The 26,086-nt window shown below is 64.3% G+C and carries 25 protein-coding genes; 15 read left to right on the top strand and 10 right to left on the bottom strand.

Features of this window, described 5'->3' with window-relative positions; all coding sequences use genetic code 11:
• Positions 1 to 4: 4 nt before the first annotated feature.
• The 5 genes from BcanWU425_RS34435 to BcanWU425_RS34415 form a co-directional block, all read right to left on the bottom strand.
• On the bottom strand, positions 5 to 634 hold the full coding sequence (locus BcanWU425_RS34435; RefSeq protein WP_026232784.1) for a TetR/AcrR family transcriptional regulator: 630 nt from the start codon (positions 632 to 634) through the stop codon (positions 5 to 7).
• A 67-nt stretch (positions 635 to 701) separates the two neighbouring features.
• Positions 702 to 1,844, bottom strand: a complete 1,143-nt coding sequence (locus tag BcanWU425_RS34430) for an OpgC domain-containing protein (protein ID WP_204513288.1) — start codon at positions 1,842 to 1,844, stop codon at positions 702 to 704.
• A gap of 176 nt (positions 1,845 to 2,020) precedes the next feature.
• Entirely contained in the window at positions 2,021 to 2,476 is a 456-nt protein-coding gene (locus BcanWU425_RS34425; RefSeq protein WP_018454658.1) for a hypothetical protein, read from the bottom strand.
• Positions 2,477 to 2,552: 76 nt separating this feature from the next.
• Complete coding sequence (locus BcanWU425_RS34420; protein ID WP_026232783.1) at positions 2,553 to 2,924, bottom strand: DUF883 family protein; 372 nt, start codon at positions 2,922 to 2,924, stop codon at positions 2,553 to 2,555.
• Between the two features lie 78 nt (positions 2,925 to 3,002).
• Entirely contained in the window at positions 3,003 to 4,115 is a 1,113-nt protein-coding gene (locus BcanWU425_RS34415) for an AI-2E family transporter (protein ID WP_026232782.1), read from the bottom strand.
• Between the two features lie 210 nt (positions 4,116 to 4,325).
• On the opposite strand from BcanWU425_RS34415, the gene BcanWU425_RS34410 reads away from it, so the two are divergent.
• Together BcanWU425_RS34410 and BcanWU425_RS34405 are read left to right on the top strand one after the other, a co-directional pair.
• A complete protein-coding gene (locus BcanWU425_RS34410; protein ID WP_204513289.1) occupies positions 4,326 to 5,144 on the top strand; it encodes a L,D-transpeptidase in 819 nt (272 codons plus the stop codon).
• A 17-nt stretch (positions 5,145 to 5,161) separates the two neighbouring features.
• Positions 5,162 to 5,815: a DUF2865 domain-containing protein gene (locus BcanWU425_RS34405; RefSeq protein ID WP_204513290.1), complete on the top strand. Its 654-nt coding sequence runs from the start codon at positions 5,162 to 5,164 to the stop codon at positions 5,813 to 5,815.
• Between the two features lie 48 nt (positions 5,816 to 5,863).
• Here BcanWU425_RS34405 and BcanWU425_RS34400 read toward each other — a convergent pair whose 3' ends face one another.
• Positions 5,864 to 7,957 carry a methyl-accepting chemotaxis protein gene (locus tag BcanWU425_RS34400; RefSeq protein ID WP_204513291.1) on the bottom strand — a complete coding sequence of 698 codons (2,094 nt, stop codon included), beginning with the start codon at positions 7,955 to 7,957 and terminating at the stop codon, positions 5,864 to 5,866.
• A 273-nt stretch (positions 7,958 to 8,230) separates the two neighbouring features.
• Here BcanWU425_RS34400 and BcanWU425_RS34395 point away from each other — a divergent pair, with 273 nt between their 5' ends.
• Positions 8,231 to 8,386 (top strand): Thivi_2564 family membrane protein, encoded by a 156-nt coding sequence (locus BcanWU425_RS34395; protein ID WP_007599832.1) that lies wholly within the window; start codon positions 8,231 to 8,233, stop codon positions 8,384 to 8,386.
• A 97-nt stretch (positions 8,387 to 8,483) separates the two neighbouring features.
• On the opposite strand, the gene BcanWU425_RS34390 is transcribed toward BcanWU425_RS34395, so the two are convergent.
• From BcanWU425_RS34390 to cysD, 3 genes are all read right to left on the bottom strand, one after another.
• Entirely contained in the window at positions 8,484 to 10,649 is a 2,166-nt protein-coding gene (locus tag BcanWU425_RS34390) for a malate synthase G (protein ID WP_204513292.1), read from the bottom strand.
• A gap of 294 nt (positions 10,650 to 10,943) precedes the next feature.
• Complete coding sequence (gene cysC / locus BcanWU425_RS34385; protein ID WP_204513293.1) at positions 10,944 to 12,842, bottom strand: adenylyl-sulfate kinase; 1,899 nt, start codon at positions 12,840 to 12,842, stop codon at positions 10,944 to 10,946.
• 19 nt (positions 12,843 to 12,861) lie between these two features.
• A complete protein-coding gene (cysD, locus tag BcanWU425_RS34380) occupies positions 12,862 to 13,656 on the bottom strand; it encodes a sulfate adenylyltransferase subunit CysD (protein ID WP_026232781.1) in 795 nt (264 codons plus the stop codon).
• A gap of 245 nt (positions 13,657 to 13,901) precedes the next feature.
• On the opposite strand from cysD, the gene cysG reads away from it, so the two are divergent.
• From cysG to BcanWU425_RS34320, 12 genes are all read left to right on the top strand, one after another.
• A complete protein-coding gene (gene cysG / locus BcanWU425_RS34375; RefSeq protein ID WP_204513294.1) occupies positions 13,902 to 15,326 on the top strand; it encodes a siroheme synthase CysG in 1,425 nt (474 codons plus the stop codon).
• Positions 15,323 to 15,640: a DUF2849 domain-containing protein gene (locus BcanWU425_RS34370; RefSeq protein WP_007599842.1), complete on the top strand. Its 318-nt coding sequence runs from the start codon at positions 15,323 to 15,325 to the stop codon at positions 15,638 to 15,640. The genes cysG and BcanWU425_RS34370 overlap by 4 nt, the downstream gene beginning before the upstream one ends.
• Positions 15,641 to 15,651: 11 nt before the next feature.
• Positions 15,652 to 17,307 (top strand): nitrite/sulfite reductase, encoded by a 1,656-nt coding sequence (locus BcanWU425_RS34365; RefSeq protein WP_018454649.1) that lies wholly within the window; start codon positions 15,652 to 15,654, stop codon positions 17,305 to 17,307.
• Positions 17,294 to 17,809: a DUF934 domain-containing protein gene (locus BcanWU425_RS34360; RefSeq protein WP_018454648.1), complete on the top strand. Its 516-nt coding sequence runs from the start codon at positions 17,294 to 17,296 to the stop codon at positions 17,807 to 17,809. The genes BcanWU425_RS34365 and BcanWU425_RS34360 overlap by 14 nt, the downstream gene beginning before the upstream one ends.
• Positions 17,806 to 18,537: a phosphoadenylyl-sulfate reductase gene (locus tag BcanWU425_RS34355; protein ID WP_204513295.1), complete on the top strand. Its 732-nt coding sequence runs from the start codon at positions 17,806 to 17,808 to the stop codon at positions 18,535 to 18,537. The genes BcanWU425_RS34360 and BcanWU425_RS34355 overlap by 4 nt, the downstream gene beginning before the upstream one ends.
• A 108-nt stretch (positions 18,538 to 18,645) precedes the next feature.
• Entirely contained in the window at positions 18,646 to 19,659 is a 1,014-nt protein-coding gene (locus BcanWU425_RS34350; protein WP_018454646.1) for a sulfate ABC transporter substrate-binding protein, read from the top strand.
• An 87-nt stretch (positions 19,660 to 19,746) separates the two neighbouring features.
• Positions 19,747 to 20,532 (top strand): sulfate ABC transporter permease subunit CysT, encoded by a 786-nt coding sequence (gene cysT / locus BcanWU425_RS34345; protein WP_231190982.1) that lies wholly within the window; start codon positions 19,747 to 19,749, stop codon positions 20,530 to 20,532.
• 10 nt (positions 20,533 to 20,542) lie between these two features.
• Complete coding sequence (gene cysW, locus BcanWU425_RS34340) at positions 20,543 to 21,454, top strand: sulfate ABC transporter permease subunit CysW (RefSeq protein WP_085361616.1); 912 nt, start codon at positions 20,543 to 20,545, stop codon at positions 21,452 to 21,454.
• Positions 21,444 to 22,481 (top strand): sulfate/molybdate ABC transporter ATP-binding protein, encoded by a 1,038-nt coding sequence (locus BcanWU425_RS34335; protein WP_026232778.1) that lies wholly within the window; start codon positions 21,444 to 21,446, stop codon positions 22,479 to 22,481. Before cysW ends, BcanWU425_RS34335 begins: the two co-directional genes overlap by 11 nt.
• A gap of 90 nt (positions 22,482 to 22,571) precedes the next feature.
• A complete protein-coding gene (locus BcanWU425_RS34330; RefSeq protein ID WP_085351841.1) occupies positions 22,572 to 23,075 on the top strand; it encodes a CAP domain-containing protein in 504 nt (167 codons plus the stop codon).
• A gap of 78 nt (positions 23,076 to 23,153) precedes the next feature.
• The gene (locus BcanWU425_RS34325) at positions 23,154 to 24,329 is read left to right on the top strand and encodes a DUF3734 domain-containing protein (RefSeq protein ID WP_204513296.1); all 1,176 of its coding nucleotides are present in this window, start codon (positions 23,154 to 23,156) and stop codon (positions 24,327 to 24,329) included.
• A 1-nt stretch (position 24,330) separates the two neighbouring features.
• The gene (locus BcanWU425_RS34320; RefSeq protein ID WP_085351753.1) at positions 24,331 to 25,119 is read left to right on the top strand and encodes a 3-hydroxybutyrate dehydrogenase; all 789 of its coding nucleotides are present in this window, start codon (positions 24,331 to 24,333) and stop codon (positions 25,117 to 25,119) included.
• 46 nt (positions 25,120 to 25,165) lie between these two features.
• Here BcanWU425_RS34320 and BcanWU425_RS34315 read toward each other — a convergent pair whose 3' ends face one another.
• The gene (locus BcanWU425_RS34315; RefSeq protein WP_027515482.1) at positions 25,166 to 25,990 is read right to left on the bottom strand and encodes a sulfite exporter TauE/SafE family protein; all 825 of its coding nucleotides are present in this window, start codon (positions 25,988 to 25,990) and stop codon (positions 25,166 to 25,168) included.
• Positions 25,991 to 26,086 lie beyond the last annotated feature (96 nt).

Raw genomic sequence — 26,086 nt, 5'->3', positions numbered from 1 at the left:
GAGGCTAGCTCTTCGGCCGCAGCACGAGGTCAACCAGGGTCCGCGCGTAGGCCGGCGTGATCGGCGCGATGCCGAAGACGTAGCGGTAGAACAGGCTGCCATAGATCGCGTCGTAGAGATCCTGGGGCGGTGCTTCCGCCAGAATGCTGCCGTCGTTCTGGCCCGCGGCGATCATCTCGATCAGCGCGTCGCGGCGGAATTGCAGGTAGCGGGCGTAGAACAGCTCCGCCGAGCCGGTCTTGGAGATGCATTCGGAGATGACGGCGAGCTGGACCTTGCCGAACTCGCCCTGGAGGGCTTCGGCATAGGCGGCGGCATGGCGGCGTGCGCGCGCGGCGGGGCTGCCCGAGCTTGCATGCGGCAGCGGCAGCATCTGCGCGGCATGGTGAAGAAAGGCGTCGATCAGCAAGGCTTCGCGCGACGGCCACCATTTGTAGATCGTCATCTTGGAGACGCTGGAGTGGCGCGCGATCGCGTCAATGGTGGTGGCGGCAAGGCCGGTAGTGGCCATCAGCGCATAGGCGCTTTGGAGAATGGCGTTGGTGGTCTCGATCGACCTTGGCCGGCCGCGCCGGGGCGCGCCGTCGGCTCCCTCATCCCCGCCATTCGCCATCACCACGCCCGGCCTCCCCATGCAATCCGCTGCCGCTCCGCATAGCCCAGCCGTAATGGCCGGCCTAGGGGAATCGGAAGGTGCCGGGTTAGGCCTGTTGCCGCAAGGCCGCGGGCAGGTCCTGCCGCTTCGACCAGGCGATGTAACATGCGACCGCGGCCATCGCCGCGAAGCCGGCCAGGCTCACGGCAATCTGCATCACCACCAAATTGGCGCCGGTGATCAGGATGAGATGGCCGGCAAACGACAGGAACACGCCGACGCAGAACACCGCGAGCCATTCCTCGCCGCATCTGATCACCGCCTGAAGCGGCTTCAGTCGCAGGCCGGGATGATCGGCCGGGACGAAATATGTCGCGAGGAAAGCGAGCGCGAGGAAGTGGACCACGCGATAGGGGGCGAGGTCTTCCTTGTCGGTCGGCGTGATGGTGTTGAGCACGATATCCGGCAAATAGGCCGCTAGCGTCGGCGAGTGTCGCATCAGCGTGATTGCCATCGCGAATACGAGATAGGCGCCTGCGAGCACGCGCAGCCAGGACAGGCCATGCAGCGCGCGGCCCGACGTGCCGGTCACGGCAAACCAGCCGCCCAGCACCATCAGCATCTGCCAGCAGAACGGGTTGAAGGTCCACTCCTGGTCCGGATAAACCCGGAAATTCCAGCCGAACCAGCGCGCCGCAACGTACAGCGCGACCGACGCCGCCAGCGTCAGGTTCGGACGCCGCAACAGCCCCCACAGCGCGAGTGGAAGGAGGGCCATCAGCGGGATCATCAGCTGAAGAAGATCGAGGTTCAGCGGCTCTTCCTGAAGCACCAGTCCGCGTATCAGGATCCGCAGCGGATGCTCGATGATGCCCGAGATGTTGTATTCGTTGATGATCTCGGGCGCCATCGATTGCGAGGCGACATAGGCGATGGCGTCGATGTAGATCACGAACAGGACGACATAGGCGGCGTAGAGCCGCCACATGCGCTGGAAGATGCGCGTCGCCGCGACGACGTAGCCGCGCTCCAGGGCGATCTTGCCGTGAATGATGGCCATGCCATAGCCGGCCACGAACACGAACAAGTCTGCGGCGCCGCTGAAGCCGAAATTGCGCAGCGTCAGCAAATTGACGACGTTGTTCGGGATGTGGTCGACGAAAACCGACCAGTTGGCGATACCGAGCGTCAAATAGAGCCGGGGGTCGTGTTGAAATGCGGCGAGGTTCGCCTGGACGGACGGTTTCATCGAAAAAATGGCTTTTGGAATCAGGGGCGCTGCTTTTAGCGGCAACCGCCTGCCTATCCGAGTAGCGTTTGCGTGATGGCGCAGGCAAACGGCGCGAAATTGGCGCGGGGCCGCCGGTGCCGATTGGATAGGCGCGTTCGCGGGACCCGTGACGAAATTTTCTAACCCGGTAGCTGCTACTCGGCAGGCTCAGCCGAGGCCTCGTCGGGTACGCCGGCGCGGCTCGCCATGAGTCCGAGGGCGACGCCGCCGATCGCCAGGATCGGCAACAGCCGCTTGATCCCGATGGCGCGAACGATCTGGAGACCGGTGGCGAGCAGCATGGGGTCCGCGAGCATGCTCGAGGCCGCCGATTTCGTGGCGCGCTCGGCCGCGATATGAGCTTGCTTGCGCAGCTGCCGTTTGTAGACCCAATAGCTCACCGCCGCGGTGAGGGTCAGCAGAAAGAAAATGCCCGCACCGGCGAGGCAGGCCTGCACCGGACCATATTTGTTGAGCACCGAAATGAATGCCGCCGCGCACAGGAAGCACGTGGTGATGAAGAGTGCGAACGCCGCGCCTGCTGCCAGCGAGGTCAGCCGCACAGTGGTGCCGGTGGATGCGCTGATCCCGTCGATGATGCGCTGAAACATGGTCTTGCTCCTCAGATCCCCACAAGCCGGCACCGGCGGCGCCGCTGCGCCACCGTCTCGATACCCGTTCGCGATCTCAGCGACGCCAGACCGCGCCGATCAGGAAGCCGATGCCGAGCGCAAGCCCGACGGTCGCGAGCGGCCGCTGCGTGATCGCGTCCTCCAGCGTCTCCTCGATCGAGCCGTAGGCCTCCTGTGCCGCGCCCATCATCGCGCTGCCGCGTTCCGACATGTCGTCGATCGCGGAATCCACGTTTTCGCGCGCTTGGCTATAGCCGCGGCGGGCTTGCTTGCTGGAGGAGTTGGCAAAAGTATTGAGCGCGTCGGTGATCTGATCAGTGAGGGCGGCGATATCGCTTTTCACGGCTGCTACATCCTTCTCGAGGCGTTCTCTGGTGGCTTTGTCGGTCCAGTCTCTCATCCCGGCTTCGGCATTGGTGGTGGACATCAGGGGCTCCGGGCTGTTGACGGTTGAGACAGCCGGGAAACGTTTCGTCGTGGTGTAAGTTCCGTTCACGGAAACCGGTCAGTCCTGCGGGAGCTGCGGCGAATCCTCAGGCAACAGATGCTCCTTCAGGATCAGGGCGACGATCAGCAGCGGCGACGACAGGAACGCGCCCATCGGGCCCCACAGCCAGGTCCAGAACGCCAGCGCCAGCAGCACCGCGAGCGCATTGAGCGCCAGCCGCCGGCCGATGATGGTCGGCGTGACGAAATGTCCCTCCAGGAAGGTGATGCCGCCAAAGGCGAGCGCCGCCATCAGGCCGCCGCTGACGGTCGGGAAGGTGACCAGCCCCACCACGACCAGAATGGCGAACATGGCCACCGGTCCGATGATCGGAATGAAATTGAGGGTGGCCGCCAGCGCGCCGAGGCCAGCCGGATTGGGCATTCCGGTGAGGGCGCAGACGATTCCGGCGGCGACGCCGACGCCGACGTTGATCAGGGTCACAGTCAAAAGGTAGTTGCCGAGATGGACCTCGATCTCGTTGAGGATGCGAAGCGTGCGCAGCCGTGCGTCGTGATCGCTGAAGGTCATGATCATTGCCCGTCGCAGGTCGCGCCAGCTGGCGATGAACAGGATCAGGGTGACGAAGAACAGCAGGAATTCGGTAAAGGTCGGTGACAGGAATTCAATCGTTGGCTGCACCCACTCGAATTTCGGCATCTGGAAGCTTGGCAATCCCTCCGAGCCGCCGAGCATCGTCTGCAGCTCTCGCCACAGCGCCAGCGGCCGGTCGAACACGTGGACCTTGTCTTTCAACTGCGCGCCGAGTTCGGGCAGGCGCGAGCTCCATTCCATCGCCGGCGAGGCGATCAGCGCGACGATGAAGCCGACCACGGCGGTCACCGCGAACACGATCAAGACGGCGGCAAGCCCGCGCGGCACTTTCCGGTACTCCAGAAAGGTCGCTGCCGGCGAGAGCATCGTGCCGGTGACGAACGCCATCACGACAGGCAAAAAGAACGCCTTTCCGACATAGAGCACCGCGACGATTGCGATGAGGAGCAGTCCGGCGAGCGAGAAGGCGACGAGTTCGGTGCGGCGGATCACCGGCGGGAGTTCGCCGTGGCTCTCGGGAAGCGGAGTGCCTTCGCCATTGCCGGGAGTCATACGTTCACTGGGAAGGACGCGCACAATACCTCTCCGGCACGGAGACTTCAGTCCTCGCGCCCATGACCAGGGGAGAACGTCCTCGCGCCCTGCGGGTTCCATCGCGGCTTCGCGAAGAAGCGCTCGCTTGACTGTGACGTCGCTGCTGCATCCCGCCGCGGAACTTGTAGCGGTTGGACCGCGTTGAACAAACCAGCGCATCACCCTGATGCAGGCATCCACACGGGGCAGCACATGACGAAGTTCTCTGCAGTCCGACGCCGCTTATCGCAGCGCCGCATCACCGCTTTTGCCTTTGCAACCGCTTTGCTGGCAGTGCCGTTCGGCGCCGCAAGCGCACAGACGCTGGGCTACACCTATCCGCAAGATCAGGCTTACCCGCAGGACCAGGGCTATTCGCAGGGTTATGCGAGCCCAAGCTATGCGAACCAGGGCTATGCGAACCAAGGCTATGCAAGTCAGAACGCGCAAGCGCCCGACGAGGATGCCGCGCTGCCAGATCGCCTGCGCAGGCAGATTGTCAGCTTCGACCGCAGCGAGCCGGCCGGCACCATCGTCATCGATACCAACAATACTTACCTTTACTATGTGCTCGGCCAGGGCCGCGCGATCCGTTATGGCGTCGGCGTCGGCCGCGAGGGCTTCACCTGGTCGGGCGTGCAGAGCGTCAGCCGCAAGGCGGAGTGGCCGGACTGGCATCCGCCGGCTGAGATGATCGCGCGCCAACCCTATCTGCCCCGCTTCGTCGCTGGTGGCCCCGGCAATCCGCTCGGCGCGCGTGCGATGTATCTCGGGTCGAGCGAATACCGCATCCATGGCACCAACGATCCCACCACGATCGGGAAGTTCGTTTCGTCCGGTTGCATCCGCATGACCAATGAGGATGTCACCGACCTGTTCGGCCGTGTCAATGTCGGCGCCAAGGTGGTCGTGCTACCGAAGAACGCGCCGCTGATGGCGAAAGGCAGTGATTCCGTGCGCAAGCGCCCAGCCGTGACCGCGCTGCCCTCAGGCCGGCAGGCGCTGAACATTTCGAATTCGGCCGTGAACTAAGGGTCGAGTGAGGTCACATGAAGAGACGTTCGATCGGCAAACTCGCCGGGGGCGCGGCGGCGTTCGTCGCCATTGCCTCCTTCGGCCTCGCGCTGACGCCATCCGCCCATGCGGAGGACTTTTTCTCGGCGCTGTTCGGCGGCTTCCGCGGACGGCCGGCGCCCGAGATTCGCATGCCTTTCCAGACCGATGACACGCCGCGCTACGACCCGCCGCGCCAGCGGGCCTCCTACGGTGGCGGCACGGCCTATTGCGTGCGCGGCTGCGACGGACGTTATTTCCCGGCGCAGGGAAACGATTCCGAGAGCAAGGCGCAATCCTGCAAGAGCTTCTGCCCGGCCTCGGAGACCTCGCTGGTCTATGGCGGCAACATCGACGACGCGACGACGGATAAGGGGAAATCCTATTCCGACCTGCCTAACGCGTTCCGCTATCGCAATGAGATTGTCGCAGGCTGTACCTGCAACGGCAAGGATCCGGTCGGGCTCGCTCAGGTCAAGGTCGACGACGATCCCACCTTGCGCAAGGGCGACATCGTCGCGGGCGCGGACGGCCTGGTGGTCGCCAGCCGCAATGCCAACGACCGCCGCGGCGTCGCGATGAATTTCTCGCCGCTGCCCGAGTCGGTTCGCGCAAGATTCCGCCAGGTGCCGGTGGTGGCGAAGGAATAGGCCTCAACGTCGTCCTGGCATTCGCCAGGACGACACCAAGAGTGTGGGCTATGCCGCCCGGATCTTGCCGAGGAAGTCGCTGACGTCATGGCCGAGCTGGCGGCTCTGGCTCTCCAGCATCTCGGAGGCGTGTTTCACGTTGTCGGCGGCAGCGGCAGCAGCGTCTGCATCGGATTTGACGCCGGTGATGTTGTCCGAGACGTTCTTGGTGCCCTGCGCCGCAAACTGGGTGCTGCGGGTGATCTCTTGGGTGGCCGCTCCCTGCTCCTGCACGGCGGCGGCGATTGCGGTCGCGACCTCGTTCACTTCGCCGATGATGCCGCCGATGGTCTGGATGGCGCTGATGGCGTCGGCCGCGACCTTCTGGATGTCGGCGATCTGCTCGGAGATCTCCTCGGTCGCCTTCGCCGTCTGGCTCGCCAGCGACTTCACCTCGGAGGCGACCACGGCAAAGCCGCGACCGGCCTCGCCGGCGCGGGCCGCCTCGATCGTGGCGTTAAGCGCGAGCAAATTGGTCTGCTGCGCAATGGTGTTGATCAGGCCGACGACCTCGCCGATGCGGCCGGCCGACTTTTGAAGTCCCTGCACCGTGCCGTCGGTCTCGCGCGCCTGGGTCACGGCGCGGCTGGCGATGCCCGCGGCATGCGCGGCCTGCTGACTGATGTCGTTGATCGAGGCGCTCAGCTCTTCGGCGGCGGCGGCGACGCTGTCGACGCTCATGGAGGCGTCATTGGAGGCCTTGCCGGCGATCTGCACGCGGTCGTTGGTCTGCCGCGACACCGCGGAGAGATCGCCCGAGGTCTTGCGCATCTCGCCAGAGGCTTCGCTCAATTCGCCGAGCGTTTTGCGCACCGCGCCCTCGAACTCGCCGACATAGGTCTCGACCGCGCGCTGGCGCGCGGAGGCGCCCGCATTGCGTTCGCGCTCCTGCGCCTCGATCGTGAGCTTGTCGTTGGCCTGCTGCTTGAAGGTCTCCAGCGCGCCGGCAAGCGCGCCGATCTCGTCGTTGCGGTCGAGATAGCCGCTATCGACGGCAAGGTCGCCGCCGGCGACCTTCAGCATGGCGTCCCGGATGGTGTTGAGCGGAGTGATGACGCGGCGGCTGACCAGCATGATCGCGCCGACGGCAAGCCCCACGGCGAGCGCCAGCAGCGTAAGCTGCACGATCAGTGCGCGCTGTGCGGCGCCGCGCTGCTCCTGCGTGTGGATCTTGGCAGCATCGAGCGCACCTTCTGCCACTGTGACGGCGCTCGCCATACGGGCGACCGTGAGCGGGCTCCATTGGTTCGCCGTCATCTCGGGCTTCTCACCCTTGACCAGCGCGTCCGTGAGACGGTCGCGCAAGGCCAGATATTGCGGCTCGAAATACGAGGTCTTGGCGGAGGCCATCGCGGAGGCGAGCCCCGACGGCAACTGCATGCCGGACGTCGACAGCTCCAGCGCCTTCCACATCGCGCTCGTGCCGCCGACATGTTGGGTATAGGCGTAGCGGCCCTCCGTCGTGATCTTGCCGGCGGCCAGCCCGGTCGAGACGATCAGCGATGCTTCGCCTGCGGTGTTGCGGAGCAGCCAGGCGTTCTGCTTGATCGACAGCAGCTGGTCGATCGCGGCGTCCAGGTGATTGACCGTAGCGGCCAACGTGTTCGAGAGCTTGTCGAGCGTGTCGAGCAGGCCCTGCGTTGTCTCCATATATTCCTTGGGCAGACCGGCGCGGCGTTGGTCCTTCGGCTTGGCTACATCCTCCCAGAACTGCTTCTGCTCCTCGATCAGCAGCTTGTAGAGGCGCGCAAGCTCCGGTACCAGCGTGCCTGATTGCGGAAAGTCCATGGCCGGCAGCAGCTCGATCGCGCGCGCCATGGCGGGCATTTGGGCATCGCGCAGCGCGCGCAGATATTTCTCGATCTCGCCGTCCATCGGCTCGGTCGCATTCAGGAGGCGGACCGTGGTCGAGCGGTCGGTGCGCAGATTGTGCATCGCCTTGAACAGATCGGCGGACGTGTCGGCGATCTGCGAGATGCGGTTGGCGGTCTTCAGGCGATCCCAGGACTCGTAGGCGGTGAGCGAGAGCGCGATCACCACGCAGATCGACGTGATCGCGATCACCGCCTTCAGCAGCGCGGATACGGTCAGACGATTCAGCATCGAAGTCCCCCAATTCCCAATACAAAGTTCGTAAAGGCGCCCCGGCAACAGCAGAAAAAGGGGCCCGTCAGACAAGGCAATCGCATGCCGTTTGCGGCTCAGGGCCCAAACGGTTTCCGCATCTGAAAGGAAAAGGGTAAAGTTTTCAGCAGGCCGGCTGATCGTAGAAGTACGTATTTACTAGAAGTTGCAAAGGGTTGCGTCGATGGAACCAAGCCACGAGCTGCGCGTTAGGAGACTGTCAGCAATTTTGCCTAAAGGGGGGTCCTAGCGATGCTGGTCGGCGTACTCGTCACCTTTCTCGTCGTCATTCTCGTACTTTACCTCATCAACATGCTGCCGATGGACGGCCGCGCCAAGCAGATCGCGCGCGTCGTCGTCATCATCATCGGCATCGTCTCGCTGCTGAAATATCTGGCAGTGTTTTAGCCGGGCGCTTAGCTAGCGCAACGAAAAAGCCCCGGCGCGAGCCGGGGCTTTTGGTGTTCTAGTCGGGTCGGCAGGCCGCCTTGTCAGCCAGGCGTTGTCAGCCAAGTACTTTGGCCTCGCGGCGGCGGGCGGTGAGGATGTATTCGGTGTAGCCGTTCGGCTGCTCGCGTCCCTTGAAGATGAGGTCGCTGGCCGCCTTGAAGGCTGTGCCGTCGAAGGCGGGCGCCATCGGCTTGTAGATGGGATCGCCCGCATTCTGCTTGTCGACGACCACCGCCATGCGCTTGAGCGATTCCATCACCTGCGCCTCGGTGATCACGCCCTGATGCAGCCAGTTGGCGAGGTGCTGGCTGGAGATGCGCAAGGTGGCACGGTCTTCCATCAGGCCGACGTCGTGGATGTCAGGCACCTTCGAGCAGCCGACGCCCTGGTCGATCCAGCGCACGACATAGCCCAGAATGCCCTGGCAGTTGTTGTCGATCTCCTGCTTGACGTCGTCGGGCGCCCAGTTCGACTTCGACACGGGGATGGTGAGGATGTCTTCGAGCTTTGCCCGTGGGCCGCCCTTGGCGAGCTCCTGCTGGCGCGCGGTGACGTTGACCTGGTGGTAGTGCAGCGCGTGCAGCGTCGCGGCGGTCGGCGAGGGCACCCAGGCGGTGGTAGCACCGGCCTGCGGATGGGCGAGCTTCTGCGCCAGCATGTCCGCCATCTTGTCCGGCGCGGCCCACATGCCCTTGCCGATCTGGGCATGGCCGGGCAGGCCACAGGTCAGGCCCATATCGACGTTCCAGTCCTCATAGGACTTGATCCAGGGCTGCGCCTTCATCTCGTTCTTGCGGATCATCGGACCCGCCTCCATCGAGGTGTGGATCTCGTCGCCGGTGCGGTCGAGGAAGCCGGTGTTGATGAACATGATGCGCTTGGAGGCGCGCTGAATGCAGGCCTTGAGGTTGACGGTGGTGCGCCGCTCCTCGTCCATGATGCCGACCTTGAGCGTGTTCTCGGGCAGCGACAGCATCTTCTCGACGCGGTCGAAGATCTCGCAGGTCAGCGACACCTCGTCGGGGCCGTGCATCTTCGGCTTGACGATATAGGCCGAGCCGGTGCGGCTGTTCTTGACCTTGGAGTTGCCTTTCAGATCATGGACAGCAAGAAGCCCGGAGACGGCGGCGTCGAGCAAGCCTTCCGGAATCTCCTCGCCCTTGTCGTCCAGCACCGCGTCGGTGAACATGTGGTGACCGCAATTGCGCATCAGCAGCAGGCTGCGGCCATGCAATTTCACTTCGCCTTTGCCGTCAGGCGTCTTGTAGCTGCGGTCGGCATTGAGCGAGCGCGTCAGCGTCTTGCCGCCCTTCTCGAAATCGGCCGACAGCGTGCCGTTCATCAGGCCGAGCGTGTTGCGATAGACCAGCACCTTGTCCTCGGCATCGACGGCAGCGACCGAGTCTTCCATGTCGAGAATCGTGGAGACGGCGGACTCCATGACCATGTCCGCGACGCCGCCCGGATCGTCCTTGCCGATCGCGCTGGTGCGGTCGATTTTTACCTCGACGTGCAGGCCGTTGTTGACGAGCAGTACCGCGCTCGGTGCGGCTGCGTCGCCCTGGAAGCCTGCGAATTGCGCGGCGTTCTTCAGGGCGGTGGCGTTGCCGCTCTTCAGCTTCACCGCGAGCTGGCCCGCGACCACGCTATAGGCGGTGACGTCGGTGTGACTGCCGGTCGCCAGCGGCACGGCGGCATCGAGGAACGCTTTTGCCTTGGCGATCACCTTGTCGCCGCGCGCCTTGTTGTAGCCCTTGCCGCTCTCGGATGGATCGTGCGGGATCGCGTCGGTGCCGTAGAAAGCGTCATAGAGCGAGCCCCAGCGCGCATTCGCCGCGTTCAGCGCATAGCGTGCGTTGGTCAGCGGCACGACGAGCTGCGGGCCGCAGATCTTGCCGATCTCCTCGTCCACATTGGCGGTCTCGACCTTCTGCGTCGCCGGCTCCGGGAGGAGATAGCCGATCTCCTTCAGGAAGGCGGTATAGGCGTTGAGGTCGAACGCCTTGCCCTTGTTGGCCCGGTGCCAGTCGTCGATCTTGGCCTGCAACGTGTCGCGCACCGCCAGCAGCGCGCGGTTCTTCGGCCCCAGCTCCTTGATGATGGCGGCGAGCCCGGCCCAGAACGCATCCGGCGCGATCCCCGTCTTCGGGGCCGCTTCCTTGGCGATGAAATCGAACAGGACGGGAGCGATCTTCAGTCCGTGGGCGTCGACGCGTTTCATGATGGGCTTTCTTGTTGGAAATGGCTGTTTTTGGCTGCTTTTGACCCGACAGCAGCAAAATGCGCTCCAAGGAGCGGCTTTCGGGGTCTTATTAGCCCCAAAATCGGGGCCGTGAGAAGGCCCCCAAAAGTTGTCAAAATGTCAAGGCGAGGTGGGCGGCCCACGCACGGTGTCATTCCCCGCGAAGGCGGGGAAATCCAGTACGCCGCGGCCTCTCGCCTGAATCACTGCTGTCGGTGGAATGCTGGGTCGCCCGGTCAAGCCGGGCGACGACAGCGGAGCAGCAGCCCGGCTTCAAATATTCGCGGCGAGGTCCACGAGTTCGTCGAACAGCACGCCGGTCGTCTTGAGCATCTGTTCGATCTCGTCCGCCGCCTCGGCGACCGTCCGCGTCGAGGTGTCGATCACGAGCTCGGCGGCCTCGGGCCGCTCGTAGTCGGTGCCGATACCGGTGAACGACGCGAGCGTGCCGGCGCGGGCCTTCTTGTAGTGGCCCTTGGGGTCGCGCTCCTCGCAAATTTCCGCCGGCGTCGCGACGTAGATCTCGCGGAACGACGTGTCGGCGATGCGGCGCGCGGTGGCGCGGTCCTCGCGGGCGGGCGAGACGGCGGCGACAATGGCGATGTGGCCGTTACGGGCGAGATGCGTCGCGACTTCGGCGAGGCGGCGGATGTTCTCGCTGCGATCGGCGGCCGAGAAGCCGAGATCGCTGTTGAGCCCGGCACGCAGCGTGTCGCCGTCGAGCAGGATCGGTGAGCCGCCATTGCTGAACAACCGCCGCTCCAGCGCCTTGGCTAGAGTCGACTTGCCGGAGGCGGGGAGGCCGGTGAGCCAGACCACGGCGCCGTTGTGACGATAGCGCGCGGAGCGTTCGTCGGGCCGCAGCGCGGATTCCACCGGCACGATGTCGACGGGCAAGGCGCGCTGGCCGGCATCGACCGACAGCACGAGACCGCCGCCGGCGATGCGCCCGGACACCTCGATCACGAGACGGCCGGTGCGCGGATTTTCCGTGTAGGGATCGGTGGCAATCGGATTCGAAAGGGATATGTCGATCTCGCCGACATGGTTGCGGCCGATTGCCTTGTTCTCGACGCTCGACAGCTCACCGGGATCGACCGCCTTCTCGATGGCGACGACGGTGGCACGGCTTTCCTTCGGTCCGCAGCGAACCAGGAGCTGGTCGCCCTTGGCCAGCGGCTTGTCGTGCAGCCAGAAGATCCGCGCGCGCAGCCGTCGTGTCTCGCGCGGCGCGCTGTTGGCATGCGCGATGATGTCGCCGCGCTCGAGGAACAGCTCGCGGTCGAGCGTGATGCCGACCGAGCGGCCCGCACCCTGGCGGCCTGCGACCGGCGTCACCGGCCAGCTCTCGACCGTCTTGATTCTGGCGATCTTGCCGGCGGGCATGATCACGATTTCGTCGCCGGCAACCAGGCTGCCGGATTCGATCCGGCCCGCCACGATGCGGCGATCGTCGAATTTGTAGATCGCCTGCACCGGCAGCCGCAGCGCCAGCGCTTCCAGCGGCCGGGCCGGCTCGAGCCGGTCAAGCGCTTCGACCACGGTCGGACCCTTGTACCAGCCGATGCGGTCGGTGCGCTCAGCGACGCCGTCGCCCTCGCGGGCGGAAATCGGGATCACGGCCGTGGGCTTCACACCGAGGCCTTGCAGATGCGCCGAGATCTCGTCGCTGATCTCCTTGAAGCGCGCTGCGGAGAAGTCGACGCGGTCCATCTTGTTGACGACGACCGCGACCTGCTTCACGCCGAGCAGATGCAGGAGATAGCCGTGCCGCCTCGTCTGGTCGCGCACGCCTTCGAGCGCGTCGATGATCAGCACCGCGCCGTCCGCCTGCGAGGCGCCGGTGATCATGTTGCGCAGGAATTCGGCGTGGCCGGGCGCGTCGATCAGTACGATGTCGCGCGAATTGGTGCGGAAGCGGATCTGCGTGGTGTCGATGGTGATGCCCTGGTCGCGCTCGGTCTGGAGCGCGTCGAGCAGAAACGACCATTCGAACGGCATGCCGCGCCGCGCGCTGACGGCCTTGAGCATGTCGAGCTTGCCGTCGGGCAGGCTGCCGGTCTCGTGCAGCAGGCGGCCGACCAGCGTCGACTTGCCGTGGTCGACATGGCCGACGATGACGATGCGGACCTGCGGACGCGTGGTGCCGTTCGGGGTGACGATCATGTTCATACGACGCTCGCGTCCTTGATCAGAGATAGCCGGCGACGCGCAGGCGCTCGAAAGCGTCCTCGGTCTCGTGGTCGAGCGCGCGGCCGGAACGTTCCGGCACCTTGGTCTGCTCGAGTTCGATCAGGATCTCGTCGATAGTCGACGCGTTTGAGGCGACCGGATTGGTGATGTCCTGATCGCCCAGCGAGCGATAGCGTTTGCCGTTTTGCGACAGATACAGCGGGATGATCGGGATGTTCTCGCGCTTGGTGTAGGCCCAGATGTCGGACTCGGTCCAATGCAGGATCGGATGGATGCGCAAATGCGCGCCCTGCGGCGGCGACGCATTGAAATGATCCCAGAACTCCGGCGGCTGGTCGCGCACGTCCCAATTACCCTCCAAGCCGCGCGGCGAGAACACGCGCTCCTTGGCGCGCGTCGCCTCCTCATCGCGGCGAATGCCGGCGATCAGACCGTCGAAACCGTATTTGGCGAGCGCCATCTTGAGGCCCTCGGTCTTGCGCGCGGCGGAACGGGCGGCGGGCGGCAGCGTTGGGTCGACGGCATCAATCGGCGGGCAGGGCTCGACGCGCAGATCGAGATCCCATTCCTTGCCGTAGTGATCGCGGAAGCGATACATCTCCGGAAACTTCTTGCCGGTGTCGACATGGAGGGCCGGGAACGGCAGACGGCCGAAGAACGCCTTGCGCGCCAGCCAGATCATGACATTGGAGTCCTTGCCGAGCGACCACAGCAGGGCGATCTTCTTGAGGCGGCCGAAGGCTTCGCGGAAGATGTAGATGCTCTGGGCCTCGAGCTGGTCGAGATGGTCCATGCTCGGGGCAAGGTCAGAAGAAAAATCTTGCGCGGGCACGCGCTCGGCGAGAGCGGGGCTGCTCAGCCCGCCAGCAGTGGAATTGTCCTTGAGAAGATGCATCTCTGCCACTTTGCGTTTGGAGGCGAAAATTCTATAGTTGCGGTGCAAGAGAGAAGAAAAAATTTTCTCTTTGCGCGCTTGAAACGACACATATATAGAAAATAATTCCAGTCAACCCCGCATGTGGGGTAAGCGAGTATCGTATGCGGTTCTTGCCCGTGTTCCTCGATCTCAAGGCCGGTCCGGTGGTCCTCATCGGTGCGGGTGAGCTTTTGCGCGCCAAGCTGCGCGTGCTGGCCGCTGCCGGTGCGCGCATTCGCGTGCATGCGATCGATGGCAATCACGACCTGGGTCTGAGCTCCGAGGACGCGGCGCGTATCGACATCTCGGCCACCGATCCGCTGACCGCCGATCTCTCGGGAATCATCGCAGTGGTTTGCGCCGGCGCCGGCGATGTCGGCGTGGCGATGTCGGTCCGCGCCAAGGCGCTCGGCCTGCCGGTCAATGTCATGGACGATCTTGAGCATTCGAGCTTCATCTTTCCGGCGATCGTCGATCGCGGCGATGTCGTGGTCGCCGTCGGCACTGGCGGCACGTCGCCGGTGGTGGCGCGGCGCGTGCGCGAGAAGATCGAGGCGCTGCTGCCGGCGCGCATCGGCGAGCTCGCCGAGTTCATCGGCGGCTTCCGCAAATCCATCAACGAACGTATTGCCGAGTTTCCGCTGCGCCGCCGCTTCTGGGAGCGCGTCATCGACGGCCCGATCGGTGCCGCCGTATTGGCCGGCCGCAAAGGCGAGGCGGACGCAGCGCTCAAGGCGATTTCAGATCCATCCGCGTTCGCGCGGGCCGACAAGCCGGAAGGATCCGTCGCGCTGGTCGGCGCCGGGCCTGGCGATCCGGATTTGCTCACCATCAAGGCGTTGCGCGCGCTCCAGGATGCCGACATCGTCTTCCATGACGAGCTGGTCTCGCCTGAAATTCTCGACCGCATCCGCCGTGACACCACGCGCGTGCCGGTCGGCCGCCGCGTCGGCAAGCCCGGCATCGGGCAGGACGCCATCAACAAGCGCATGATCGAGGCCGCGCAATCCGGCCAACGTGTGGTGCGGCTGAAGGGCGGCGATCCCTTCGTGTTCGGCCGCGGCGGCGAAGAAGTCGAAGCGTTGCGTGCCGCCGGCATTGCCTATTCGATCATTCCCGGCATCACCGCAGGTCTCGGCGGCGCCGCCGATTTCGAGGTGCCGCTCACCTATCGTCACGAAGCAACGCGCATCACCTTCCTCACCGCGCACAAGGCGCGCGACGCGGAAGTCGTGGACTGGTCGACGCTGACCGACGCCAGGATGACCGTCGTGGTCTACATGGGCATGACGGCTGCGCCAGCCATACGCGCCGGCCTCTTGGCCGCCGGCCGTTCGCCGGAGACGCCGGTCGGCGTGTTCGCCCGCGTCACGCGTCCCGATGCGCAAGGCGCGATTGGTACGCTGCGCGATCTGCCTGAACTGGTGCGACGGACAAATGGCGGCCCTGCCATTCTCATCATCGGCGATGTGGTCCGGCATGCCGGCTCGCTTCGCCGCCAAACCCCAAAACAAATCACCTCTGACCTATTGGATGCAGCCGAATGACCTCCCCGCTTGAACAGAAGAAGATCAAGATCGCCGGCCCCTCCGTCGTGACCGCCAACCGCACTTGGGACGGCATCGTGGTTTACCGCACCGCCGCCAAGAGCTGGTCCGCGGACCTGTCGGAAGCCGCGATCGTGCGCAACTCCGACGAGGCGAAGGCGTTGCTTGCGGAATCCGTTGCCGATGACGTCGGCGCGATCGGCCCCTATATCGCGCCGGTACAGGTCGGTGCGGACGGCAAGGTCGAACCCGGCAATCTGCGCGAACAGATCCGCCGCACCGGCGTGACCATCGGACAGCCGGTTCAGGTTTAAGGCGCTTTCTTATGTATGCTTACGATGAAATCGACCGCACGCTCGTGAACGAGCGCGTCTCGGAATTCCGCGACCAGGTGAAGCGCCGCCTCTCTGGCGAGCTCACCGAGGACGAGTTCAAGATCCTGCGGCTGCAGAACGGCGTCTATCTGCAACTGCACGCCTACATGTTCCGCGTCGCTATCCCCTACGGGACGCTGGCGTCGAACCAGCTGCGGGCGCTCGCCCACGTCGCGCGCAAATACGACCGTGGCTACGGCCATTTCACGACGCGGCAGAACATCCAGTTCAACTGGATCAAGCTCGCCGAATTGCCGGATGCGCTGGCCGATCTCGCCGAGGTCGGCATCCATGCGATGCAGACCTCCGGCAACAACATGCGCAACGTCACCTCGGATCAGTGGGCCGGCGTCGCGCCCGGAGAGATCGAGGATCCCCGCATCTGGTCGGAGCTGATCCGCCAGCACACCACGTTGCATCCGGAATTCTCGTTCCTGCCGCGCAAGTTCAAGATCGCGATCACCGCGTCGGACCACGACCGGGCCGCGATCAAGATCCACGACATCGGGCTGAAGCTGATCAAGAACGAGAAGGGCGAGACCGGCTTTGAGGTGCTGGTCGGTGGCGGGCTCGGACGCACGCCGTTCATCGGCAAGACCATCAAGCATTTCGTCCACGGCCGCGACATTCTCAGCTACATCGAGGCGATTCTGCGCGTCTACAACCAGTACGGCCGCCGCGACAACATCTACAAGGCGCGCATCAAGATCCTGGTGCACGAGCTCGGCATCGAGAAGTTCTCGCGCGAGGTCGAGGAGGAGTGGCAGCACATCCGCAACTCCTCGCTCCAGATCGACGACGAGGTGGTCGAGGACATCCGCTCGCGCTTCACCTATCCTGCCTACGAGAAGCTGCCGCACATGCCGGACGAGCTGCGCCAGGCCGCGGCCGATCCCGATTTCGAGGCATGGCGCAAGAACTCGGTGGCCCCGCACAAGGCCCAGGGCTATTCCATCGTCACGATCTCGCTGAAGCCGATCGGCGCGCCTCCGGGCGATGCCACCGCCGAGCAGATGGATGCGCTCGCCGATCTCGCCGACGAATACTCCTTCGGTGAGATCCGCGTCGGCCACGAGCAGAACCTCGCTTTGCCGCATGTCGCCAAGCGTGACTTGCCGGCGCTGTGGAAGGCGCTCGACAAGCTCGGGCTGGCGACGCCGAACGTCAATCTGATCACTGACATCATCGCCTGCCCGGGTCTCGACTATTGCTCGCTGGCCAATGCGCGCTCGATCCCGATCGCGCAGGAACTGACGCGGCGCTTCGCCAATCATGAGCTGGCCAATCTGATCGGCCGGTTGCACATCAACATCTCCGGCTGCATCAACGCCTGCGGCCATCACCATGTCGGTCATATCGGCATTCTCGGCGTCGAGAAGAACGGCGAGGAGGTCTACCAGATCACCATCGGCGGGCGCGCCGACGAGAGTGCCGCACTCGGCAATCTGATCGGCCCCGGCGTCAAGTTCGACGAGGTCGCCGACGTCGTCGAGGACATCGTGGAAGCCTATCTGGCGCTGCGCGAGCGGCCCGAAGAGCTGTTCATGGACACCGTAAAACGCCTCGGCGTCGAACCCTTCAAGGAGCGCGTTTATGCCACTCGTTAACGGCGGAAAGATCGCCGACGACAGCTTCGTCAAGCTCGCCGTCGACACGCCGCTGCCCGAGGGCGGCGACATTCTGGTGCCGGCCGAGCGTTTCGTCGGCGAGGCGGATGCGTTGCTCAAGCGGACCGGCAAGGTCGGTGTGATCTGGCCGAACAATCGCGACATCGCCGAGCTGGTGCCCTATCTCGGCAAGATTGCCGTCGTCGCGCTGGTGTTCCCAACCTTCCGCGACGGACGCGCCTACAGCCAGGCGCGGCTGCTGCGCGAGCGTTACAATTACCGCGGCGAGTTGCGTGCGACGGGCCAGATCCTGCGGGACCAGTTCGTGTTCATGCTGCGCGCTGGCTTCGATTCCTTCGACGTCAAGAAGCAGGCCGACGCGGAAGCGTTCATGCAGACCGCGAAGCGCTATTCGGTCTTCTACCAGCCCACCGGCGATGGCCGCATCACGGCGCTGCACCGGCGCATGCAGCTGCGTCATTCCGAGGGTGTCGGCACGTGAACGCAATCGCGTCTCCAATTTCGGCAATCTCCGCCTCGGCGCTGCCCTCGGCGGAGGACCTCGATCGCGCCTTGCGCGATGCCTCGCCCGCCGAAATCATCGCCGCTGCGCTGAAGACGGTCGGGCGCGACAAGCTTGCGCTGGTGTCGTCCTTCGGTACGGAATCGGCGACGCTGCTCAAGGTGATGGCGGATGTCGATCCGGCGATCCCGGTGATCTTCCTCGACCCCGGCTGGCTGTTCGAGGAGACGCTGGCCTATCGTGATACGCTGATCGCGACGCTGGGCCTGAAGGACGTCCGCTCGATCAAGCCTGCCGAGGAGACGCTGTCGCGCGAAGATCCCGACCGCGACCTCTGGTTTTCCGATCCCGACGCTTGCTGCCGTATCCGCAAGGTCGAGCCGCTGGCGCGGGCGCTGAAACCGTTCGATGCATGGCTCAACGGCCGCAAGCGCTTCCAGGGCAACTCGCGCGCCGACATCCCGGTGGTCGAGGACGACGGTACGCGGTTGAAGTTCAATCCCTTCGCCAATGTCTCGCGTGAGGAACTCGAGGCGATTTTCGCCCGCGCCAAATTGCCGCGTCATCCCCTGGTCGCGTCGGGATTTCTATCGGTTGGGTGTATGCCTTGCACGAGCAGAACGGCCGAAGGCGAGGATGAGCGTGCCGGTCGCTGGCGTGGCCGGGCCAAGACGGAATGCGGCATCCACACGATGAAGACTTCATAGCAAAGTTACGCTGCCCGGCTACGAACAAGAAAATCCGGTTCCGTTGACTTAAGCGCGTTTCGCCCCGAGTTATGCCTGCCATCGATGACGCCGACGTCATTGATGTGAATGGAGATGGACATGATGCGTCGTATCGTTCCGCTCGCGGCAGGACTGCTCGTGACAGGCTTGTTGGCAAGCGCGGCTCTTGCCGCTGACATCACTCTGCTGAACGTCTCGTACGATCCGACGCGCGAGCTCTATGTCGAGTTCAACAAGGCCTTCGCGAGTGCCTATCAGAAGGAAACCGGCAAGAGCGTCGAGATCAAGCAGTCGCATGGGGGCAGCGGTTCGCAGGCGCGCGCCGTGATCGACGGATTGCAGGCCGACGTGGTGACGCTTGCGCTCGCCTACGACATCGACGCCATCGCGGGCAAAGGCCTCACGACGGCCGACTGGCAGAAACGGTTGCCGCAAAACTCGTCGCCCTATACCTCGACCATTGTGTTCCTGGTCCGCAAGGGCAATCCCAAGGCCATTAAGGACTGGGACGATCTGCTCAAGCTCGGCGTCGCCGTGATCACGCCGAACCCGAAGACGTCAGGCGGCGCGCGCTGGAATTATCTGGCCGCCTGGGGCTTTGCGCAGAAGAAATACGGCTCGGCGGACAAGGCCAAGGATTTCATCGGAAAGCTCTATCAGCAGGTGCCGGTGCTCGACACCGGTGCGCGCGGCGCGACCGTGACCTTCGTCGAGCGCGGCGTCGGCGACGTGCTGCTCGCCTGGGAAAACGAGGCGTACCTGGCGCTCAAGGAATTCGGTCCGGAGAAATTCGAGATCGTGGCGCCGCCGCTCTCGATCTTGGCGGAACCGCCGGTGACGATCGTCGATAAGGTTGCCGATAAAAAAGGCACCCGTAGTGTCGCCGATGCCTACCTGCAATATTGGTACACCAAGGAAGGTCAGGAAATCGCGGCGCGCAACTTCTATCGTCCGCGCGATCCCGAGATCGCCAAAAAACATGAAAACTCCTTCGCGAAGGTCGAGCTGTTCACGATCGACGAACTTTTCGGCGGCTGGACCAAGGCGCAGAGGGAACATTTTGCCGACGGCGGCGTCTTCGATCAGATCTACAAGAACTGATCGGGCGCTGTCGGCGGGGCTTAAATAGGGGGCCTGGTGAGCGCAATCGCAGCACGACGCCGGACATTGCCGGGCTTCGGTCTCACCATGGGGCTGACGCTATCCTGGCTGTCGATCATCATCCTGATTCCGCTCGCTGGCCTGTTCCTGAAATCGCTCGAGCTGAGTCCCGAGCAGTTTTGGAACATCCTCTCCAGCCGCCGCACCCTGAATGCGTTGCGCGTGTCCTTCGGACTCGCCTTCGCAGCCGCCTGCGTCAATCTGGTGATGGGCAGCATCATCGTCTGGGCGCTGGTGCGCTACCGCTTCCCCGGTCGGCGGCTGTTCGATGCCATCGTCGACGTGCCGTTCGCGCTACCTACGGCGGTTGCCGGCGTCGCGCTGACCGCGTTGTTCGCCGAGAAGGGCTGGCTCGGCGCGCCGCTTGCGGCGGCCGGCATCAAGGTGGCGTTCACGCCGGTCGGCATCTTCGTCGCCATGATCTTCATCGGTATCCCGTTCGTGGTGCGCACGGTGCAGCCGGTGCTCCAGGATCTCGACCCAGAGATCGAGGAGGCCGCGGGCAGCCTTGGCGCGAGCCGCTGGCAGACCATCATTCGCGTGATCCTGCCCTCGCTCGGTCCGGCGCTGCTCACCGGACTCGCGCTCGCCTTCGCGCGTGCGGTCGGCGAATACGGCTCGGTGATCTTCATCGCCGGCAATCTGCCCAACGTCTCCGAGATCGCGCCGCTGCTGATCGTGATCCGGCTCTCCGAATTCCGCTATGCCGATGCGACCGCCATCGCGGTTGTCATGCTGGTCGTGTCCTTCGTCATTATCTTCGCGGTCAACCGGCTCCAGCGCTGGGCGCAGAGCCGGATTCCGGTGCGGTGAGGACGGGGCCATGACGATGCAGATCGCAGATTCCGTCCCACTCCCGGCCTCCGACGCCAAGGCACGCGCGTACGCAGCCGCCGCGCGGAACAACCTTCGCACCGAACCGCGCGCGGTCCGCATCGTCATCATCGCGCTGGCGATGACCTTTCTATCAGTCTTCGTCGTGTTGCCGCTGGTCGTGGTGTTCGCGCAGGCCTTCTCGAAGGGAATTGGCGCTTATTTCGCCGCGCTGACCGACCCGGAGGCGCTGTCCGCGATCAAGTTGACGCTGTTGGTTGCTGCAATTTCCGTCGGCCTCAATCTCGTCTTCGGCCTGGTCGCGGCTTGGGCGATTGCAAAATTCGAATTCTCGGGCAAGACCTTCCTGATCACGCTGATCGATTTGCCGTTCTCGGTCAGCCCGGTGATTTCGGGCCTCGTCTTCGTGCTGCTGTTCGGCGCGCAGGGCTATTTCGGCGGCTGGCTGCGCGATCACGACATCCAGATCCTGTTCGCGGTGCCGGGCATCGCGCTTGCGACCACCTTCGTGACCTTCCCCTTCGTGGCGCGGGCGTTGATCCCGCTGATGCAGGAGCAGGGCACGCAGGAGGAGGAGGCCGCGATCTCGCTCGGCGCCTCGGGCCTGCAGACCTTCTTCCGCGTCACGCTGCCCAATATCAAATGGGGCGTGCTGTACGGCGTCCTGCTCTGCAACGCGCGCGCGATGGGCGAGTTTGGCGCGGTCTCCGTCGTTTCCGGCCATATCCGCGGCGAGACCAACACGATGCCGCTCCTGGTCGAGATTCTCTACAATGAATATCAGTTCGTCGCGGCGTTCGCGATCGCCTCGCTGCTCGCGATGCTGGCGCTGATCACGCTGGTCGCGAAAACCGTTCTCGAAAATCATCTCGACGAAGGACATGACGCAAGTGAGCATTGAAGTCAGGAATCTCGTCAAGAAGTTCGGCAGCTTCAAAGCTCTCGACGGCGTCGACCTCAAGGTCAATGACGGCGAGCTGCTCGCGCTGCTCGGTCCGTCTGGCTCCGGCAAGACCACGCTGCTGCGGATCATCGCGGGGCTGGACTGGCCCGATTCCGGGGAGGTATCTTTCAACGGCGAGGACGCGCTGGCGCAGGGCGCGCGCGAGCGGCACGTCGGATTCGTATTCCAGCACTACGCGCTGTTCCGCCACATGACGGTGTTCGAGAACGTCGCCTTTGGCCTCCGCGTGCAGCCGCGCGCGATCCGCAAGGACGAAGCGACCATCCGTGCGCGCGTCAAGGAGCTACTCGATCTCGTGCAGCTCGATTGGCTCGCCGACCGCTACCCGAGCCAGCTCTCCGGCGGCCAGCGCCAGCGCATCGCGCTGGCCCGCGCGCTCGCGATCGAGCCACGTATCCTGCTGCTCGACGAACCCTTCGGTGCGCTTGATGCCAAGGTGCGCAAGGAGCTGCGTAAATGGCTGCGCTCGCTGCACCACGAGATCAACGTCACCTCGATCTTCGTCACCCATGACCAGGAGGAGGCGCTCGAAGTCGCCAACCGCGTCGTGGTGATGGACAAGGGCAAGATCGAGCAGATCGGCTCGCCCGATGACGTCTATGAGAGCCCGGCGACCGCCTTCGTCCACAGCTTCATCGGCGAATCCATCGAGCTTCCGGTCCTGATCGCCGACGGCGTCATCAGGCTCGGCGACCGGCCGCTTCAGCTCGCGGCAGACGGGCTTGCGCCTGGCGCGTCAAGACTGTTCGTGCGGCGGCACGACATGCTCGTTGGCCCGCCCGGCAGCGGTGCCTTCGAGGGCGCCGTGCAGCACGTCCGGAATTTCGGTCCCGTGCAGCGGGCCGAGGTGGCATTATCAGGTGGAGAGACCATCGAGATCGACGCTCCGCGGGACAGGGAACTGCGCGCCGGCGACACGATCGGCCTGGAGCCCCGCCGCTACCGGATATTTGGGGGCGCCTGAGCGGGGTCAACCGGTCAATTTTTCCTCAATATTCACCTTTCAGCCACGGTTGGTATGCAACAACGGCGCCTGATTTGGGGGCTCCTGTTCATGCGCGTCGCGGCCGCGATATCAATCCTTTTGCTGCTTGCCGGCTGCGCCGGCAACGAAGCACCGGTCCAGCAGCCCTCAATGTATGCCGATATGGCTGTCCCGGGCGCAAAGCTCGACGCGCAGGCCGCAGCGATCATGATCTCGCAATACCGCCAGAACAACGGGCTCGGCACCGTCGTGATCGACCCCGAACTGATGCGGCTTGCCGAATCCCAATCGCAGGCGATGGCGGCGGCCAACAAGATGGACCATGACGTCCGCGCGCCGCTGGCCAAGCGCCTCAGCGCCGGCGGCTATCCGGCGACCGTTGCGGTCGAGAACGTCTCGGCCGGCTATCATACGCTGGCGGAAGCGTTTTCCGGCTGGCGCGACTCGCCCCCGCACCGCGCCAACATGCTCAAGAGCGGTGTCACAAAATTAGGCATCGCGGCGGGCTATGCTCCCGGCACCAAATACAAGGTGTTCTGGACCATGATCCTGGCCTCGACGGACGCCCGATAAGCCAGACTTGATCCCGGGATACATTGACGCCGCGGCAGACTGTCGCCACGGTCGCTCGCCATCTGCTAGTGTTCCCGCATGACCGATCATAGTCCAGAAGTCGCAACAATCCCCGCAAACGCGCAACGTGTCCTGGTCCTCCAGGGCGGCGGCGCGCTCGGCTCCTATCAGGCCGGCGCCTATCAATCGCTCTGCCATGCCGGCTTCGAGCCGGAATGGGTCGCCGGCATCTCGATCGGCGCGATCAACGCCGCGATCATCGCCGGCAATGAAGGGCAGACGCGCGTCAAGCGGCTCAAGGAATTCTGGGAGATGGTCTCCGCGCCGGTGCCGTGGAAGCCGATCGGCAAGAGCGACCACAGCCGCGAACTGTTCAACTCGACCAGCGCCGCATTGATCGCGACCTTCGGCGTGCCCGGCTTCTTCACGCCGCGCATCCCGCCGGCGCCGCTCTGGCCGCCCGGCAGCCCGCAGGCCGAGAGCTATTACGACACCGCCCCGCTGAAGAAGACGCTGGAGCGTCTGGTCGATTTCGACCGCATCAACGATCTGAAGACGCGGCTGTCGGTCGGTGCGGTCGGCGTTACCTCCGGCAACTTCAAATATTTCGACAATTTCGAGTTCAGGAAGCTCGGCAAGAAAATCGGACCCGAGCACATCATGGCCTCCGGCGCGCTGCCGCCCGGCTTTCCGTCCATCGTGATCGACGGCGAGCATTATTGGGACGGCGGCATTGCCTCCAACACGCCGCTCGACTACGTGCTGGACGCCGAGACCGACCGCGATCTCCTGATCTTCCAGATCGACCTGTTCAGCGCCCGCGGCGATCTGCCGACCTCGCTACTCGAGGCGACCGAGCGCGAGAAGGACATCCGCTTCTCGAGCCGCACGCGGATGAACACCGACAAGAACAAGCAGGTGCACAACGCCCGCAGGGCCGTGCGCGACCTGATTTCCAAATTGCCCGATTATCTCAAGAACGACCCTTCCGTGGAATTCCTTGCCAAGGTATCGCGCGAAAGCACCGTGACTGTGGTGCACCTGATCTACCGCAGCAAGAACTACGAATCCTCGTCCAAGGATTACGATTTCTCGCATGTCGCCATGGTCGAGCATTGGGAAGCCGGCGTGCGTGACGTGCATCTGTCGATGCGCCACAAGGATTGGCTCGAGCGGCCGCAATCCGGCGAGACCATGGTGACCTACGATCTCACGGGGGACGTCACTGCGCCCCCGCCAAGAAGGAGCGAATAATATGGGTAGTCTGTCAGGCAAGAACGCCGTCGTGACCGGGTCGACCAGCGGCATCGGACTTGCCTATGCGCGCGCCTTCGCCGCCGCCGGCGCCAATGTCGTCATCAACGGGTTCGGCTCGCCGGAGGACATCGAGAAGGAGCGCGCCAAGATCGAGTCCGATTTCGGCGTGAAGGCGGTCTATTCGCCGGCCGACATGACCAAGCCGGCCGAGATCGCCGGGATGGTCGCGCTCGGCGAGAAGAGCTTTGGTTCGGTCGATATTCTCGTCAACAATGCGGGCATCCAGTTCGTCTCGCCGATCGAGGAATTCCCGCTGGAGAAATGGGATCAGATCATCGCGATCAACCTGTCCTCGGCGTTCCATGCCATTCGCGCCGCCGTCCCGGGCATGAAGAAGAAGGGCTGGGGCCGCATCATCAATACCGCTTCCGCGCATTCGCTGGTCGCCTCGCCCTTCAAGTCGGCCTATGTCTCGGCCAAGCACGGCATCGCCGGCCTGACCAAGACCGTGGCGCTCGAGGTCGCGACCAGCAAGATCACCTGCAACTGCATCAGCCCCGGCTATGTCTGGACGCCGCTGGTGGAGAAGCAGATCCCCGACACCATGAAGGCCCGTAACCTCACGCGCGACCAGGTCATCAACGACGTGCTGCTCGACGCGCAGCCGACCAAGGAGTTCGTCACCTCCGAGCAGGTCGCAGCCCTCGCGCTGTTCCTGTGCGGCGACGATGCCGCGCAGATCACCGGCACGAATCTGTCGATCGACGGCGGCTGGACCGCGGAGTAGACCGCGATCGCTGGCGAATGGCGGAGCCGAGCTCCGCCATTTTCGTTCAGTGCGTCCAGGCCAGCGCCGTCTCGAATGCCGAGGACAGGTGCAGCTCCGCGAACATGATCTTGCCGGCGACCACGAACAGCACGCTGGCGAGTGTAAGGCGCAGCACCGTCTCGGGCACGCGCGTCGCGCTAAAGCTGCCGACGACGATGCCGGGCAGCGAGCCCAACAGCAGCACGCCCATCAGCGCCCAATCCACGTCGCCAAGCGCCCAGTGCCCCATTCCGGCGATCAGCGTCAGCGGGACCGCATGGGCGATGTCGGAGCCGACGATGGTCGCCACCGGCAGGCGCGGATAGAGCAGCAGCAGAACGGTGACGCCGACCGCGCCCGCGCCGACCGATGAAATCGAAACCAGCACGCCGAGCACGATTCCGGTGACGACCGTCGCAATCGCAGTGGTGCGGTCATCGACCTGCTCCAGACGCCGACGATAGCGCTCCATGATCGATCTGCGGAAGATCAGCGAGGTCGCGGTCAGCAGCAGCGCGAAGCAGAGCACGAGGTTGACGAGATTGCGCTCGGAGTCGCTCTTGAGGTCGAGCTTCCACAGCACGAGCAGCGTCAGCGCGCTCGCCGGAAGGCTGCCGCAGGCGAGCCGCAGCACCGCCGGCCAGTGCACGCTGCGCGACCAGCCATGCACCACGCTGCCGCCGGTCTTGGTGGCGGCGGCATAGAGCAGGTCGGTGCCGACCGCGGTCGATGGATGAATCCCGAACAGCAGGATCAGCAGCGGCGTCATCAGCGAACCGCCGCCGACGCCGGTCATCCCGACCAGCAGGCCGACGCCGAAACCAGAGGCGACGTAGAGTGGATCGATCATGTCCAGGGAATCTTAGGTTTATCTCGTCAGTTGGGCAATACGACGTAGAATAAACTTTCCCTGCGGTGCAACCGCTTGGGCCAAATAAGAAAAATC

This window comes from Bradyrhizobium sp. WU425, from assembly GCF_021052305.1.
GTDB classification, from domain to species: Bacteria; Pseudomonadota; Alphaproteobacteria; order Rhizobiales; family Xanthobacteraceae; genus Bradyrhizobium; species Bradyrhizobium canariense_D.
The sequence above is the reverse complement of the archived record's forward strand: the minus strand, read 5'-3'. Positions and strand labels throughout refer to the sequence as shown.

What these genes read in the sequence shown, in the direction of transcription:
- BcanWU425_RS34435 (WP_026232784.1), bottom strand. Translation starts at nt 634, where the DNA reads ATGGGGAGGCCGGGCGTGGTGATGGCGAATGGCGGGGATGAGGGAGCC.
- BcanWU425_RS34430 (WP_204513288.1), bottom strand. Translation starts at nt 1,844, where the DNA reads ATGAAACCGTCCGTCCAGGCGAACCTCGCCGCATTTCAACACGACCCC.
- BcanWU425_RS34425 (WP_018454658.1), bottom strand. Translation starts at nt 2,476, where the DNA reads ATGTTTCAGCGCATCATCGACGGGATCAGCGCATCCACCGGCACCACT.
- BcanWU425_RS34420 (WP_026232783.1), bottom strand. Translation starts at nt 2,924, where the DNA reads ATGTCCACCACCAATGCCGAAGCCGGGATGAGAGACTGGACCGACAAA.
- BcanWU425_RS34410 (WP_204513289.1), top strand. Translation starts at nt 4,326, where the DNA reads ATGACGAAGTTCTCTGCAGTCCGACGCCGCTTATCGCAGCGCCGCATC.
- BcanWU425_RS34405 (WP_204513290.1), top strand. Translation starts at nt 5,162, where the DNA reads ATGAAGAGACGTTCGATCGGCAAACTCGCCGGGGGCGCGGCGGCGTTC.
- BcanWU425_RS34400 (WP_204513291.1), bottom strand. Translation starts at nt 7,957, where the DNA reads ATGCTGAATCGTCTGACCGTATCCGCGCTGCTGAAGGCGGTGATCGCG.
- BcanWU425_RS34395 (WP_007599832.1), top strand. Translation starts at nt 8,231, where the DNA reads ATGCTGGTCGGCGTACTCGTCACCTTTCTCGTCGTCATTCTCGTACTT.
- BcanWU425_RS34390 (WP_204513292.1), bottom strand. Translation starts at nt 10,649, where the DNA reads ATGAAACGCGTCGACGCCCACGGACTGAAGATCGCTCCCGTCCTGTTC.
- cysC (WP_204513293.1), bottom strand. Translation starts at nt 12,842, where the DNA reads ATGAACATGATCGTCACCCCGAACGGCACCACGCGTCCGCAGGTCCGC.
- cysD (WP_026232781.1), bottom strand. Translation starts at nt 13,656, where the DNA reads ATGGACCATCTCGACCAGCTCGAGGCCCAGAGCATCTACATCTTCCGC.
- cysG (WP_204513294.1), top strand. Translation starts at nt 13,902, where the DNA reads ATGCGGTTCTTGCCCGTGTTCCTCGATCTCAAGGCCGGTCCGGTGGTC.
- BcanWU425_RS34370 (WP_007599842.1), top strand. Translation starts at nt 15,323, where the DNA reads ATGACCTCCCCGCTTGAACAGAAGAAGATCAAGATCGCCGGCCCCTCC.
- BcanWU425_RS34365 (WP_018454649.1), top strand. Translation starts at nt 15,652, where the DNA reads ATGTATGCTTACGATGAAATCGACCGCACGCTCGTGAACGAGCGCGTC.
- BcanWU425_RS34360 (WP_018454648.1), top strand. Translation starts at nt 17,294, where the DNA reads ATGCCACTCGTTAACGGCGGAAAGATCGCCGACGACAGCTTCGTCAAG.
- BcanWU425_RS34350 (WP_018454646.1), top strand. Translation starts at nt 18,646, where the DNA reads ATGGAGATGGACATGATGCGTCGTATCGTTCCGCTCGCGGCAGGACTG.
- cysT (WP_231190982.1), top strand. Translation starts at nt 19,747, where the DNA reads ATGGGGCTGACGCTATCCTGGCTGTCGATCATCATCCTGATTCCGCTC.
- cysW (WP_085361616.1), top strand. Translation starts at nt 20,543, where the DNA reads ATGACGATGCAGATCGCAGATTCCGTCCCACTCCCGGCCTCCGACGCC.
- BcanWU425_RS34330 (WP_085351841.1), top strand. Translation starts at nt 22,572, where the DNA reads ATGCGCGTCGCGGCCGCGATATCAATCCTTTTGCTGCTTGCCGGCTGC.
- BcanWU425_RS34325 (WP_204513296.1), top strand. Translation starts at nt 23,154, where the DNA reads ATGACCGATCATAGTCCAGAAGTCGCAACAATCCCCGCAAACGCGCAA.
- BcanWU425_RS34320 (WP_085351753.1), top strand. Translation starts at nt 24,331, where the DNA reads ATGGGTAGTCTGTCAGGCAAGAACGCCGTCGTGACCGGGTCGACCAGC.
- BcanWU425_RS34315 (WP_027515482.1), bottom strand. Translation starts at nt 25,990, where the DNA reads ATGATCGATCCACTCTACGTCGCCTCTGGTTTCGGCGTCGGCCTGCTG.